The organism is Streptomyces sp. NBC_01450 (assembly GCF_036227505.1).
GTDB lineage: Bacteria > Actinomycetota > Actinomycetes > Streptomycetales > Streptomycetaceae > Streptomyces.
In genome coordinates this window covers 1041556-1055740 of sequence record NZ_CP109481.1, presented here as the reverse complement: position 1 = coordinate 1055740, position 14185 = coordinate 1041556, and the positions used below count along the sequence as shown (strand labels likewise).

11 protein-coding genes and 4 pseudogenes are annotated in these 14185 nt (G+C 67.2%); 9 read left to right on the top strand and 6 right to left on the bottom strand.

All coding sequences use genetic code 11. From position 1 onward, the window contains the following. Positions 1–659: 659 nt before the first annotated feature. A complete protein-coding gene (locus OG568_RS53340) occupies positions 660–1298 on the bottom strand; it encodes an HD domain-containing protein (protein WP_329537294.1) in 639 nt (212 codons plus the stop codon). Positions 1299–1500: 202 nt separating this feature from the next. Here OG568_RS53340 and OG568_RS53335 point away from each other — a divergent pair. Then, positions 1501–1758, top strand: a pseudogene (locus tag OG568_RS53335) (DDE-type integrase/transposase/recombinase); the annotation flags it as partial. Between the two features lie 398 nt (positions 1759–2156). Next, on the top strand, positions 2157–2408 hold the full coding sequence (locus tag OG568_RS53330) for a hypothetical protein (protein WP_329537293.1): 252 nt from the start codon (positions 2157–2159) through the stop codon (positions 2406–2408). Positions 2409–2589: 181 nt separating this feature from the next. Here OG568_RS53330 and OG568_RS53325 read toward each other — a convergent pair whose 3' ends face one another. Beyond that, positions 2590–2964, bottom strand: a complete 375-nt coding sequence (locus tag OG568_RS53325) for a hypothetical protein (protein WP_329537292.1) — start codon at positions 2962–2964, stop codon at positions 2590–2592. A 1710-nt stretch (positions 2965–4674) separates the two neighbouring features. Here OG568_RS53325 and OG568_RS53320 point away from each other — a divergent pair. The 3 genes from OG568_RS53320 (at position 4675) to OG568_RS53310 (ending at position 7447) form a co-directional block, all read left to right on the top strand. Further along, the gene (locus tag OG568_RS53320) at positions 4675–4863 is read left to right on the top strand and encodes a hypothetical protein (RefSeq protein ID WP_443077944.1); all 189 of its coding nucleotides are present in this window, start codon (positions 4675–4677) and stop codon (positions 4861–4863) included. Positions 4864–5065: 202 nt separating this feature from the next. Then, positions 5066–6496 (top strand): selenium-binding protein SBP56-related protein, encoded by a 1431-nt coding sequence (locus OG568_RS53315; protein ID WP_329537291.1) that lies wholly within the window; start codon positions 5066–5068, stop codon positions 6494–6496. A gap of 183 nt (positions 6497–6679) precedes the next feature. Next, the gene (locus OG568_RS53310; protein ID WP_329537290.1) at positions 6680–7447 is read left to right on the top strand and encodes a hypothetical protein; all 768 of its coding nucleotides are present in this window, start codon (positions 6680–6682) and stop codon (positions 7445–7447) included. Between the two features lie 235 nt (positions 7448–7682). Here OG568_RS53310 and OG568_RS53305 read toward each other — a convergent pair. Beyond that, positions 7683–8027: pseudogene (locus tag OG568_RS53305) on the bottom strand (IS110 family transposase); the annotation flags it as partial. Positions 8028–8651: 624 nt separating this feature from the next. Here OG568_RS53305 and OG568_RS53300 point away from each other — a divergent pair. Further along, positions 8652–9846: pseudogene (locus OG568_RS53300) on the top strand (IS110 family transposase). Between the two features lie 10 nt (positions 9847–9856). Here OG568_RS53300 and OG568_RS53295 read toward each other — a convergent pair. Both OG568_RS53295 and OG568_RS53290 read right to left on the bottom strand, forming a co-directional pair. Next, a complete protein-coding gene (locus tag OG568_RS53295) occupies positions 9857–10396 on the bottom strand; it encodes a hypothetical protein (protein WP_329537289.1) in 540 nt (179 codons plus the stop codon). A 500-nt stretch (positions 10397–10896) separates the two neighbouring features. Further along, on the bottom strand, positions 10897–11253 hold the full coding sequence (locus tag OG568_RS53290) for a hypothetical protein (protein ID WP_329537288.1): 357 nt from the start codon (positions 11251–11253) through the stop codon (positions 10897–10899). Between the two features lie 112 nt (positions 11254–11365). Here OG568_RS53290 and OG568_RS53285 point away from each other — a divergent pair. Beyond that, positions 11366–11646, top strand: a pseudogene (locus tag OG568_RS53285) (IS5 family transposase); the annotation flags it as partial. Here OG568_RS53285 and OG568_RS53280 read toward each other — a convergent pair. After that, positions 11638–12390: an SDR family NAD(P)-dependent oxidoreductase gene (locus tag OG568_RS53280; protein WP_266419789.1), complete on the bottom strand. Its 753-nt coding sequence runs from the start codon at positions 12388–12390 to the stop codon at positions 11638–11640. The pseudogene OG568_RS53285 and the gene OG568_RS53280 overlap by 9 nt on opposite strands. A 485-nt stretch (positions 12391–12875) precedes the next feature. Between OG568_RS53280 and OG568_RS53275 the strand changes: the two genes are divergently transcribed. Together OG568_RS53275 and OG568_RS53270 are read left to right on the top strand one after the other, a co-directional pair. Continuing rightward, the gene (locus OG568_RS53275; protein ID WP_329538275.1) at positions 12876–13625 is read left to right on the top strand and encodes an SDR family NAD(P)-dependent oxidoreductase; all 750 of its coding nucleotides are present in this window, start codon (positions 12876–12878) and stop codon (positions 13623–13625) included. 162 nt (positions 13626–13787) lie between these two features. Then, a complete protein-coding gene (locus OG568_RS53270) occupies positions 13788–14102 on the top strand; it encodes a hypothetical protein (RefSeq protein ID WP_329537287.1) in 315 nt (104 codons plus the stop codon). The last annotated feature ends 83 nt before the right edge of the window (positions 14103–14185 follow it).

The following is a 14185-nucleotide window of genomic DNA, read 5'->3' as shown; positions in this document are numbered from 1 at the left end:
ATGCCGCCGGCCAGGAACAACGCGGCGATGTCGAGTCCGCCCGCGGCTCCCTGGGTGACGTGCAGAACGCCGGTGACCACTGAAGGGGTGAGCGCGAGGAACAGCCCCGTGACGGACCAGCTCGCCACGAGGGCGGGTACGGCGGCCAGAAACCGGCGCCGGGAATCCTGGGGGGGACCCCGCCCTGGGACGGAGGGAGACGGGGGCGTCGACCGGTGACGCCACCGTCTCGGGGATGGGCCAGATCGCCACCGCGAGGAGCAGGGAAGACCCGGGTGAGGACGGAGAAGACGTCGGTGTCGGGGTGGGGGACCGACTGGACCAGCAGCCCCACCACCGCGGCGCCGGCGGCCAGGCCCACACTTGCGCCGACCGCCGTCACCGTGGTCCCTGCCTGCGGGTGTCTCGCCGGGGAGAAGTCGACCAGCCCGGCCGCCGGCCCACTGATGGCGGTTCCGGTGGCGACGCCCTGCACCGCTCGTGCGATCACCAGGGACAGGGCACCGTCGGCCGTCCAGAAGGGCGAGGGTGCACTCGCAGTCGCCATCGGCACGACGGTGGTGACCGTCAGAACGGTGAAGGCGGCGCGTCGTCCCAGAGGACGAGGTCCGTGGAGGGAACTGAGCGGTGTCATCGGCACGCCCGGGACTGCTGTCGGCTCACCGCGACCAGGGCGCATCGGTGATGCGCTCAATCACGGACGTGCGGTGGAAGCCGGGAACGAAGCGTTCCAGGTAGTCCGCATTGATGGTCCCGTACGTGGTGTCCGGACGGTCCTTGAGCCCCTCGACGAACGCCTGTACGAATTCCTTCTTAAAGTTTCCGCGCGGATGAGCGGCGACGATCTCGTCCACCTGGTCGCCCTCCAGTCCGTCCAGGCCCCAGCCGACCGCGTCGGTCAGAACGCCGTAGTTGGTGGCAGCGATCTCCGGGCCCATCCGGCCGGGAATCCCCGGCGTCGTGTGCAGCGCGATCGCCGTCCAGACCACTTCGGCGGCGCTCTTGGGGAACCCACGGTCGAGCAGGAACCTGCGCGCGTGGTCGGCGCCGTCGAGCTCGAAACGCTGTTCCTCCTTGGAGAACGGGGTCAGGAGGCCGGTGTCGTGGAACATCGCGGAGATGTAAAGCAGCTCGGGATCGGGCTGCAGGCCCAACTCGCGCGCGTGCAGGGAGGCGAAGAGAAAAACACGCCGGGAGTGATGGAAGATCAGGGGCGTGGTCGTTTCCCGGAGGTGGCTCGTGGCCTCCGCCACGGCCGAGGTCTCGGGAATTTCCACCCCTGCGATGATGTCGGTCATGAGTCCGCTCTTTCCGATGTGATCTGTTACGAGTGGACTGTGCGTCCGTTGTCCACAGTGCCGACCATGCGGACTTCGGCATCGCATCGGTCCGGCCGTGAACCACTCAGATCCAGCCACTTCAGGATGAGACTGCGAGCTCTGACACGCATCGGACAGCGAGGCGCTGTCACGTTTTCCCGCTCAGCTTCCGCGAGGTGGACACGAGACGGTGCGTCGCTGGTGCGCCGAGTTCGGCCAGGCCTACGCGAACGAACTGCGCCGCCGCCGGTCCTGGCCCGGCGGCAAGTGGCTCTTGGACGAGGTGTTCATCAAGGTCAACGGGGAGCTGAAGTATTTGTGGCGGGCTGTCGACCAGGACGGCAACGTACTCGACATCCCCGTCCAGAACCGGCGGGACAAGATTGCGACCCGACGCTTCTTCCGCAGGCTGATAAAGAAGACCCGGTCGGTGCCGCGAGCAGACGCCTGCGGTACCGCCGGATCCTGCGGTACCGCAGTGTCTTACCGGGTGGCGTCCCGCCCGGCATGTCTGTGGCGGCCGGTGTCACCCGGTGGGCTTGCCTTCCCCGTCTTGGCGCTGTCCGGACCGGTGCCGGCGTCTACGGTCGGCGCACGCGTTCATGGGCACACGCTGGGGGAGTGGGACGAGGAACTGGGAGAGGGCGCTGTCGGTGCTGGAGGCGCTGTGCGAGCGCGGTCAGGCGGCCGGGCACGGCTGGACGTTGGACACGGAGCTCCTTCCGCCGCATCAGCAGCAGGTGAACGCCCTGGAGAATCAGGGGAGTTCGTGGCGAAGGTGCGGCACCTGTCCCGTCTCGGGCACCTAAACCTGTGCTACACCCCCTGGGGGTCGGCATGAGCGGCGAGGTGTCCGGCGTCGACCTGGCCCGGGTCGCTCTGCGCGCCGCGCTGGAGGCGGCACGCAAGAACGGCGGCAGCGGTCGCGCGGTGAAGGCGAAGCCGCGTACGAGGTCGGCCGTCCGGCGCGGCGGGCGCGAGCCGCTGGACCTGGGCACCGCGATCGGCTCGCTGGTGACCGAGCGGGCCTGGGAGCTCCCGGCCGACGGCGCTTCCTTGCGCCGACGGCCGGGAGGCCAACGCCCCTGACCTCGCCGGGCACGTCGCTGCGGTCCCGCGTCCTGTCCGAATTATCTTCGCAGCCACGAGATGCGGGCGAGGCTTGTCGAGTTGGATGCCTACAACACCGCGACCGCTTGGCCCGCCTGGCAAACCAACCGAAGCGGCGGACCTGTGAACCTTGAGCGTTGGTGCCGGGCCCACCTGGGACTCAGCAGTTGATGTATTTCAGTTCGAGACGCGTGAAGTAATAGCCTGATGGAGCGTTTACCGTAACTGGCGAGGAGTCGCCCTTGGGGCCGGCCCAATCGCTGTCACGGTAGCTGCCTCCGTTGATGTATACACGAACGAAGGGGCATCGACCGTCGGCGTTCGTGTCGGTGACCGTGCCGCGTACGGCGACGGCGTTGCCGGCGCCGTTGTTGAAGCACCACTTTCCTGCTGCTCTGCCTTGGCCGTTGCTCACGGACCAGTTCTCAAGGCATTCCAGGGCTTGTGTCCCCGTCGGAGCGGCGATCGCGTTGCCGCTGGACAGTGCCGCGAAGAGGACGGTGAAGACTATGGCGATCGCCGGTTTGTAGCGCATGACTCACCTTTCGGGCAGGGAATTGTGTGTCTCCATCCTTCGGAACCGTGACTTGCCCATGCCATACCTCTAGCAGTAAATGTCCTGAAAACGTCTGCACAGGTTCCATGGCTGGAAAGTCACGCCTGCTCCTGGCCACCCGACTTCGACTGCGCCGGTGCTTTTTGGACGGCATGGGGGCAAGGGACACTCGTGCGCAGCGGTTGCTGTAGGCGTAGTGCACCGGTTCACCCCGGGGTCAGGTGTCATGACACACGGACATCCGAGCTTGCTGAGAAGTCAAACCGCGAGTGTCACTGGCGCCCAAGCCGCGGACGCGCGCCCCACCATCGACGAGTCGGCCACGACTCCGGCAGCGGACTTACCTGCTCCCCGTCCGCCGCACAGGAGCCGCAGGTCGATGTCGTCGACCAGGAGCTGGTCCTCGAGGGCCTGACTCCGAGCAGGTCCTGGCCTGGCGCAACCGCGCCGCGAAGGACCAAGAGATCGTGTTCGCGCACGTCGACCGGTACGGCGAGGTATCGGCGCGCGGCTGTTCACCGGAACGTTCGTTGACCAGGTGACCCGCCTGTCCCGCCTGGGACACCTGAACCTCGGCTACACCACCTGGGAGCTCACCGGCTGGGACCATGGATCTGGCCGGTAGTCGGTGGGTCCCCGACGTCATACGGTGCGAAGAGGAGACCGGTATGTCTCCCCGTTTCCGTGAGTGGTGTGCTCTGGCCGCGAGGACACCCGGCACGACCGGACCCAGGGCGCTACCAGATCAGGCACCAGTAGTTGCCGGCATGGCCGGCGCCGACCGACGTGAGGCCCTTTGGAAGCATTGCCGGGTCCGGCTTGCCGACGGCCGCCAGCGAACAGGCAGGATCGCCGACCACTCCAGCGGCCGCCATGCGCTGAGCAGCGGCCGTCGCTGCCGCGCTCGTGTACCACCGTGTCGGCGACGGCGACGGCGACGGCGACGGCGACGGCGACACGGGCGGCGGGGGCGGCGGGGGCGGCGTGGACTTGGGCGTAGGTGGCGTTGGTGCGGGCTTCGGTGTTGTCGTCGGCGACTTGGGCGCAGAAGGCCGTATCGGTGTGGTCCTGGGCGGGAGCGGTGCGGTCAGTGTCGGTATGGGCTGTGCTGTTGCTGTTGCTGTTGCTGTTGTCGGTGGTTTGGATGTTGGAGGCTGCGTGGGCGTGGGCGTGGGCGTGTGCGTGGGCGGCTTGGGCGTGTGCAGGGACGGTACAGGCGGTTTCGGCGTGGGCTTCGGTACTGCTGTCGCCGACCGTTTGGGCACGGGGAGCCGTGTTGCTGGTGGCTTGGGTTTCGGCCCGGACGAGGGGGCCGTCGCCGTCTGGTGGGGCGTCGGCTGAGGCCGGTTGCTTGAGGGTGCCGATGGCCGGGGACTAGCCGTCGCTGTCGGCTTGGGCCTCGGGGTGCGTGTCGACGTGGGCTGTGTTATGCCCGACGGCGTGGGCCGAGGGGCTTCATGGTCGGACGTCACTAACGCCCAAATGCCGACGCCACCGGCGATCAGCACGGCGGCACCGCCCGCGATCCATGGGGCTCGATCGGGTGAGCGTCGGTGACGGTTCATGTTTCTTACTGTCTGCAAGAGGTGGCGGTGGCGCCACCTGGGTCAGTGGCTTCGGGGTTTCCAGCTGATGCAGGGACACGGCCGCGAGAGCCGGCTATCGCGATGAGCCGGTTGGGCCGTCGGGGTGGCCCACAGGGCCCTCACCTGCGAGTCTTACTCCAGCCTCGCCCGGGTTGAACAGGACGCCGAGAACGACCAGTTCTTCCACGGCCAGCCCCAGCGCGTCCAGGCCGCCCTGACGTGCCCGCACACCCTGATCACCCTCCCCGAGACCGAGGGCGCGGGCGAGCACTGGCACATGGGAGCCATGTAGGGCGGTACGTGAGTTGAAGCGAGCCTCGCGTCGAGGCGGTCCGCGCTCCCGCGCTGTCGGCTTGGCAAGGCTCCGGGACTGTGAAACGCTGGTTTTATGGCATATCTGTCCCGCGTCGGCACATCGATCTCGAACGATTGAGTCCGGCTGCCTGTCGGAAGTCCCCCGGATCCAGGCTCCCGTTCGGGAGTAAGGAACAGCCATGAGGGCGACTGAGCACGCTCACGACCGCGACGACCACAGTGACCCCACCTTGTACCGCACTCCGGCGGATGCCGTCGCCGCGCCCCCGGAGAAGCTCGCCTATGTCGTCGGTTTCGACCCGACCGCACGGCGCGCGGACGCGTTGTTCACCGTCGGTACCGACCTCGAATCCCCCGAATACGGCCGCGTGATCTCCCACGCCGAGCTGCCCGGCCTGGGCAACGAACTGCACCATTTCGGCTGGAACGCCTGCTCGAGCGCGCTGGCCCATGCCGGTCATCATCACGCTGCGCGGCGCTACCTCATCATCCCGGGACTGCGCTCCTCCCGGCTGCACATCTTCGACACCGGCCCCGATCCCGCCCGCCCGCGCCTGGTCAAGGTAGTCGAGTCCGAGGAGTTGGCCGCCAAGGCCGAATATTCACGTCCGCACACACTCCACTGCGGTCCCGACGGGGTGTTCCTGTCCTGCCTGGGCGGCGCGGACGGTGCGGACGGGCCTGGCGGCGTCGCGCTGCTGGACCACGAAAGCTTCGAAGTGCTGCGCGCCTGGGAGAGTGACCGCGGACCGCAGCGGTTCGCCTACGACCTCTGGTGGCATCTGCGCCAGAACATCGCCGTGACCAGCGAGTGGGGCACCCCCTCGATGTACGAGGACGGCCTCGTCCCCGAACTGCTGCTGGATCGCCAGTACGGCCACTCGCTGCACTTCTGGGAGCTGGACTCCGGACGGCACCTGCAGCGCGTCGATCTGGGGGACGAGAACCAGATGGTGCTGGAGCTGCGTCCCGCGCACGACCCGGAGGCAACGTGGGGGTTCGCACACGCCGTGGTCAACGTCGAGGACCTGTCGGCGTCGGTGTGGCTGTGGAACCGGGAGGGCGAGGACTTCGTGGTCCGCAAGGTGATCACCATCCCTGCCGAGCCCGCACAAACGGAAGACCTGCCTCCGGCGCTGCAGCCGTTCGGCGCCGTTCCCCCATTCATCACCGACATCGACCTGTCGGTGGACGACCAATGGCTGTACGTATCCACATGGGGAACCGGTGATCTGCACCAATACGACGTGAGCGACCCGTTCCATCCGAGGCAGACCGCGTCCGTGCGTCTTGGCGGCATCGTCAGCCGACAGCCGCATCCCGCCGAACCGGACACTCCACTGACCGGCGGAGCGCAGATGGTCGAGCTCAGCCGCGATGGGCGGCGCGTGTACCTGACGAACTCCTTGTACAGCACCTGGGACGCACAGTTCTATCCCGCGGGCATCGACCCGTGGATGGTCAAACTCGACGCCGACACCTCACACGGCGGGCTCTCCGTCGACAGCCGCTTCTACCCGCACGGCCCGGACTTCCTGGGCTTGCGCGTGCACCAGACGCGCCTACAAGGCGGCGACGCCTCCTCGGATTCGTACTGCTACCGCAGCTGACCGCTTGTGCTCGCGAGGGCCTGCTGAAGGTCGTGTTGTTCCGACTCGGTTCGGGGGCCGCTATGTGCGCGCTGTTCCTCGGGGCCTGTCACGGGGGTCATGACCTTGTGCCGGACGGCGGGACCGTCGTCGCCCCGGCCGGGCACTGCGCACGTAAGCCCGCCACCCTCGGAGGGAGGGGACATGTCCTCCGTGCTCTACGCAGCAGGCGCGCACACTGACGACGCAACCGGATGGCAGCTGCCCGCCACCGGAACGCTGGTGGCCGTGGTGCTGGTGGCTGTGGCCACTGTGGTGGGCGCCTGGCTGGCACGGCGCGGATCCGGCCGGTCGGCGCTGCTGCTGGCCGCCGTGTCAGGGATATTGCTGATCATTGCGGTTCTCGACCTTCTGCCCGACGCGTGGGACGAGGCCCATGAGGCCGGCGTGCCGCTGTGGGCGGTGCCGGTCACCGCGCTCGTCTCGTACGGGGTGATGGGTGCCGTGGTCCGTATCGGCTGCCCGTGCAAGCCAGGTCGTGCGGGCGGCGTCGGCGCGGCATCAGGGCTCGCTCTGCATCGCTTCCTGGAGGGGTCGACCCTGGCGCTGACCGCCTCGGTCGCCGTGGTGGCGGCGCTCCTCGTGCACGCGGCCAGCGAGGGTCTGGCGCTGGCCGCTCTGCTGGGGGCGCAACCGAGGCGGCGCGTGGCTCCGTGGATCGGGCTGGCCTGCTTGAGCCCGGTCGCGGGAGCCTTCGTGGCGAGCGCTTTGCCCATTCCGGACGGCATCGTGCCGCTGCTGCTCGCCTTGGTTGGCGGCGTACTCACGCAGGCGGCGTGGGTGGCGCTCACACTCGCCCATCAGCAGGGGCCCGCGGACCGGCGAGTTCTCGGGGTCCCGGCTGTGATGGCGATGACTCTCGCGGCCGTCCTCACCGCGCTCTTCGTCCATGTCGGGACAGTCAACCGCTGAACGCGACCTGTCACACGAGGGCGATGAAGGTCGCGGGAACCGGCGGGCGCGGTCGTGCGACTCTCTGCCTTCGGCCCGCGAGGTGCGCAGACCGGCATGGAGGCAGAGCACAGGAGCACGCAGACCTGTCCTCCCCAACGTCCTCACTGGATGCGGGCAGTTGGGCGCTGACCGCCTGCCCCACGACACCAGGCCACGCCGATCTCAGGTGTGGTCGACCCCTGGCAACGCCCGCCCGCAATAGCCGCAGCCGGCACACTGTGACCGCTGCATCCTTGGCGTCGGTCTTGCCCTCGCCGCGGTAGCCCTCGGACGCGCGGTGGATGGCCCGGCCGGAGAGGTAGAGCACCGGTTGGTCGTGGTTGAGGAGGACCGCGATGGCGAGGGCGGCTCCGCCGTCGGCCAGGTCGATTCCCCAGGTCACCTCGTCGCCCAAGGCCAGGACGTCGGTGAGGAGTTCGAGCAGTTCGGGTTCGTCGTTGGCGACGCGTCGGGACAGCAGCCGGCGGCCGCTCTCGTCGATCGCGACGCAGTGGTGATGGGTCTTGCCCGCGTCGATGCCGGCACAGATCGCGGCCATGTGGTGCCTCCGCGCGGTGTGCTGCTGATGCCTCCCGACGGACGACCTCGCTGTCGATTCCCTAATCCCTTGTTAAGGGCAGTGCTGGAGGAGATCGATTCCTTCGGTCTGTTCGAGTACAGGGTTGCGACATCTTTCGATTCCCGGGCTGCAGGAAGCCTCTCCGTAGATCGGTGCACGGGCCTGTGGTGGTAGTTGCCGGGCGGCCCCGGGAAGACGCCTTCCGTAATCCGGGCAAGTGATGCCTCCACGGAGATCGAGCGCTACTCGGCGTCCTCCCGGCAACCACCACCGAACTCGTGGGCGCCGGAAGCATGCCTGATTGAGACATGGCCGGAGAACCCCTCGCGGGAGAGCGGCAGCATCCGGCGCCTTCGAGCTCGTCAACACCACCGCAATGATCACTCGTTGGTGTTGGTGGTGCGAGCCCGTCGCACGGTGACCTCTTGTGATGCCCGAGCCGTCTGAGCTCCCGCATAGACCGAGGCCCGTGGGATGAGCTGGTGCCACGAACAGCTACTGAGGTGGCGGACTGGCCAACATGGCCGAGTCCTGGGATTAGGTCGCTGCGTGGTTCCGCATGAGCTCGTGACCAGCGCAAACAGCAACAAGGGGAGGAACATCTTGATCTACTGCGGCATTGACTGGGCGGAACGCACGCACGACGTCGCCCTGGTCGACGACAGCGGCCAGCTACTGGCCAAGCGTCACATCACGGATGATGCGGCCGGCTACAAGGTCCTGCTCGACCTGCTTGCCGAGTACGGCGACACCGAGGAGGACCCGATCCCGGTCGCGGTCGAGACGTCCCGCGGCCTGCTGGTGGCGGTGCTTCGGACCGGCAGGCGGCGGGTATTCGCGATCAACCCGATGGCCGCCGCCCGTTACCGCGACCGGACCTCCGTCTCACGCAAGAAGTCCGACCCGGGCGACGCCCTGGTCCTCGCCAACGTGCTGCGGACCGACATGCACGCCCACCGGGCGTTGCCCAACGACTCCGATGACCTGGAACCGGCAGCAGATCTCCAACCAGCTCCGATCCCTGTTGCGCGAGTACTACCCAGCTGCTCTGGCGGCCTTCGAGCGCTGGAAGAATGCTCTCTGCCGCCCCGAGGCCCACGAACTGCTCAAGCTCGCGCCCACACCGGCCCGGGCCACGCGGCTGACCCGCACCCAGCTGCAGGCCGCCCTGAAACGGGCTGGCCGCAAGTGCGGCATCGAAGCTGAAGCCGAGCGGCTCCGGGACGTCTTCCGTGCAGACTGGGCCCACCAGCCACCGCTGGTGGAGGATGCGCTCGGCAAGCAGATGCTCGCCCTCCTGGTCCAGCTGGAGGCCGCCTGCACCGCTGCCGACGACTTGTCCGAGGCGGTCGAAGAGGCTTTCCCTCAGCACCCGGACGCTGAGATCATCCTCAGCTTCCCCGGACTCGGCATCCAGCTCGGCGCCCGGGTGCTCGCCGAGATCGGAGACGACCGAGCCCGGTTCACCGACGCCCGCGGCCTCAAGGCATACGCCGGTGCCTCGCCTATCACCAGGGCCTCCGGGAAGAAGTCGTGCATCACCCGCCGGTGGGTGAAGAATGACCGGCTCAACCACGCCGGCTACCTCTGGGCCTTCTCCGCCATCACCGCCTCACCTGGCGCCAAGGCCCACTACCGGCGCCGCCGCGATGTCCACGACGACTGGCACGCTGCAGCCCAGCGCAACCTCTTCAACCGCATGCTCGGCCAGCTCTACCACTGCCTCCAGCACGGACAGCTCTTCGACGAGGACGTCGCCTTCCCCGCATCACCACCCACGGTCGTGGAAGCGGCCTGAACGCGGGCGCTCACACGAGTCCGGCAGCCTGCCGAAGCTTCGCTCGATCGTCAGGACGGGTCAGTTCCTCCGCCAACATCGCCACTACGCTCGCGTTCTCCGTGAACACAGCCCGGCACTGTTCACGCTCGGGATGATCGCTGTCACTGCCGAACCAGCGCACCACAGCTTCGTTGCGTCCGTCGATCGGCTCGGAGAATCCAGCGATCGAGACCAGTAGATCCAGCAGGCCAGACTGCACAGGAACCTGCGGGTCGCTTGCAAGACGGAACAGGAACGGCAGCACTGTCGGCACAGCCAGGTTTATCTCCCTGACGCTGTTGAGAATGGAGTTGGTGAGTACGCGCTTGGCCTCTGGCGCGGCAGCCTGATCGAGAAGACCGTGCAACAGCACCGGGATCGCTGCCGGGCACTCCGGGAACTCGGACCAGCGGACATCCTCACACCCGCGGAGGGCGGGATGACCACAGCCAGCCTCAACCGCCTGCGGGTAGTCCTGGAGGAATCGAGTTATCGCCGTCTCCTTGGCAGCCAGATCCGTGCTGCACACCTGTATGTCCCCGTCCTGCCGCAACAAACCTTGAACTCCGCGTCAGCCGAACTCTTGCGCGATCAGAGATCCACGCGCAAGCCAAGACAACGAACCGATGGTGTTCGATTCCCCAAGCACCACACAAGCGCGGCTTGACGAGTTGGATGCCTGAGGTGTCTACGGAACGATCATTCGCAATTCCTCATGGGCAGCCGAGTCGTCGTGGGGCGTCGGGCGGCCAATCGATGGAAGCCACAAGCGGCAGAAGTTTGAAAGCCACACCCGACGCCCCTGGGTGGGCCAATCGTACGAAGGGCTCGCCGGGTCCCGGAGAAGAACGTAGGGAAGTTTGATCAAGCTGCACATCGGACACAGGTCGTTGGTCGCTTCGGGCCGCGCTCTCCGGGCCGTCCTCGGTCGAAGGATCGGTGAACTTCGCAATTCGCTGCCCGACGGACCAGGGCGCGCGTCGGACAGCATCGGTTCTCCACAGTCGACGCCACGGCTATGCGCGGCGGTCAGGCTTGGCAGCCACTGCTGAACAGAGAGATCACAATCCTTTGCAGTGCGGCCTTGCCCACCCGGACATCGAGCGGAAGGCAGAAGCGGCCGTCGCCGGAGACGAAGAAGCCGCCGAAATACGCCGTATCGGAGTCCGGGCAAGCGTTGAACGTGACCTCTGCGGCCGGCGTGTAGCCCTCTTCCTGGCCATAGCCCAGGCTGGCGCGCTGCCGCGCCTCAGGTGCCACCGAGACTGTCACCACCGAGCCTTGCTCGATCTCGGTGCCGATCTTATAGTACCAGCCATCCCCCGTACGGCCTCCGAAGTCCGTCTGGCGGCCGTCCTGCCACGCCTTGAGGCCGGACCAGCGCAACGGCCCGACAGTTACATCGGTCTTGTCGGGGAGCGGTCGCGAGGCAAGTCGGCTGAGAGCCTCTTCTTTCCCGCATCGCACCGACCGGGCGGGGACTGCCGTGCTCGCGGGCTGGCGCGTACGGGCGGGGCGGTATGGGCCGTGGGACCGGGCGTACGACCTATTCCGGCGCTGGCAGCGCGACGGCACCTGGAAGCGGATCTTCGAGCAGCTGCAGGCCGAGGCCGACGTGAAGGGCCTGTTCACGTGGGACGTCAGCGTGGACTCCACGATCGCCCGGGCCCACCAGCACGCCGCCGGGGCGCGTAAAAAGGGGCACTACAGAAGGAATCTCCCGGCGGCGTCGACACCGAGCCCGACGATCACGGAAGTCGAGCTCGTGTGTCAGGCGGTGAAGCCGCCGTCGACATGGATCGAGGCCCCGGTGATGTACGCGCCGTCCGCACTTGCCAGGTGGGCGACGGTGGCCGCGATCTCGGCCGCTTCCGCATAGCGGCCCACAGCCGTGAAGCCGGCGATCACCTCGGCGTTCGGCCCGTCAGCGGGGTTGGTATCAGTGTCAGTGGGGCCGGGATGCACCAGATTGACGGTGACTCCACGCGGACCGAGTTCTCGGGCCAGGCCCTTCGTCATCCCGACCAGAGCCGTCTTGCTCATCGAATACAGGGCCAGTCCGGGGAAGACCGCACGCTCGGCGACATTGCTGCCGATGCTGATGATGCGGCCGCCCTGGCCCATATGACGCACGGCCGCCTGGGACGCCGCGAACGGCGCCCGGACGTTCACCGCCAGAGTGCGATCGATCTCTGCCGCCCCCAGGTCTTCGAGCGGGCCAACGAGGAAGACCCCGGCGTTGTTGACCAGGATGTCGAGTCTGCCGAACATTGCGGCTGCCTCGTCCACCGCGGCGGTGAGTGCCTCAGGGATGGCGCTGTCGGCCTGGATGGCCAGTGCCCGGCGCCCTCTGGCCTTGATCTGTTCCACCACCTGGGTGGCGCGTTCCGCGCTGTTCTCATAGGTCAGGACGACGTCGGCGCCATCTTCGGCCAGCCGTAACGCCACAGCAGCACCGATGCCCCGGCTGCCGCCCGTGATCAAGGCCATGTTTCCTTCAAGTCGGTTCATGGCGTTGAGCATTGCTGGCACCAGCGCCAGAAGCTGGCGGGAATCCGACCTGGCGTTCGGCCTCCAGGAAGGCAACACCCTCCTGACCACGAAACCGCACTGGAGTACCCTCCGAATTCGAGAGGCCGGGCGACCAGTTCGGCAGTTTCGGCAGCGCCGAGATCGGACAAGAACTCGACGTCAAACTCGCAGATCTCCTCGACCACCTCGGGCTCCCGGCACCGCTCGGCTTGAAAGGCAGCCAGGGCTTGTCCCGGTGGCTGGTCCAGAGGTCGATGCGCGCGGTCGTCGGCGACGATCTCCGGGGGCGAGCGCCCTCCGGTTGCCGTCCCCCGCTTCAGGTTCTTTACTAATAGGTACAAATCCCTGTGAACCGTGCGGCTCGTGAGGCGGGACGGCTGCTTCCGCCCGTCGGTGAGGGCGTAGTTGCCGCGTGCCAGGGCGCTGGGCTTCCAGCGGGTCTCTGGTTGAGTTGCCGCAAGGGAGATGTGGACGTCATGGGACAGCTTGAGGGCAAGGTCAGTCTGGTGACTGGCGGCTCGACCGGGATCGGTCTGGCCATAGCCAGTCGGTTCGTCGCCGAGGGCGCCACCGTGTACCTCACAGGCCGACGCAAGACCGAACTCGATGCGGCTGTGGAATCCCTCGGGGGACGGGCCATCGGCATACAAGGTGATGTCTCGCATCTCGACGATCTGGATCACCTCTTCGCGATCATCCAGGACGGCAGCGGACGGCTGGATGTGGTCGTCGCCAACGCCGGCGGCGGCGGGCTTTCACGGCTGGGGGAGATCAGCGAGGAGGAGTACCGTTCGACCTTCGACATCAACGTCAAGGGGACGATCTTCACGGTCCAGAAGGCGCTGCCGTTGCTGCCGGATGGGGCCTCGGTCATCGTGCTGTCGTCCACCAACGCGTCGATGGGTGTCCAGGCCATGACGGTCTACAGTGCCACTAAGGCCGCCATCCGCAACCTGGCCCGCACCTGGGCCGCCGAACTCGCGGGGCGCGGCATCCGGGTCAATGCCCTCAGCCCGGGACCGATAGAGACCCCGGGCATCCGCGGTCTGGGCAGCCCGGCAAAGGACGAACAGCAACTGGCGGACAGTCTCGCCGACGAGATTCCCCTCGGCAGGATAGGACGCCCCGACGAAGTCGCCGCCACGGCCGTCTTTCTCGCCTCTGACCAGAGCTCCTTCACCACGGGTGCCGAACTCTTCGTCGACGGCGGCCTTGTCCAGGTCTGAATACGGCCGCCACGTGTCGGAGTGGCCGCGAAGCGAGGCCGGAAGACGGCTTGGCCCGCCTGTCGGCGGAGGTTTTTCACGGGTTTTCCTAGGCGACCGATCTTATGCGGCTGCCTGATCCTTAGCCGCAACCAGCTATCTCCTCCACGGCAGGACCGGCTCATGACCCCCGATGAACTCTTCGACCGTGTCGCCGATAAACTCACCCCTCTGGAAGTCTCGACTGGAAAACTGTTCGGTAAACGTGCCCTCAAAGTCCACGGCAAGGCCTTCGCATGCCTGAAAGGGGACTACCTTGCCTTCAAGCTCGGCGAGGGCACTCCCGCACACACGAAAGCCCTGGCCCTTCCCGGCTCCGAGCTCTTCGATGCCTCCGGCAAGAATCAGCCCTTCAAGGACTGGGTAGCGGTTCCCCAGACCCATGCCGACCAGTGGCTGCGTTTGTCCAAGACCGCGCTCAAGACCCTCACGCCGTAGCCCGAGCCACGGCCTAGCCGTGGTGCACACGGGTCGGGAGGTCCCCATTACACGGCTGGCGCGTCAGTGCAGCGTGGGGCAGG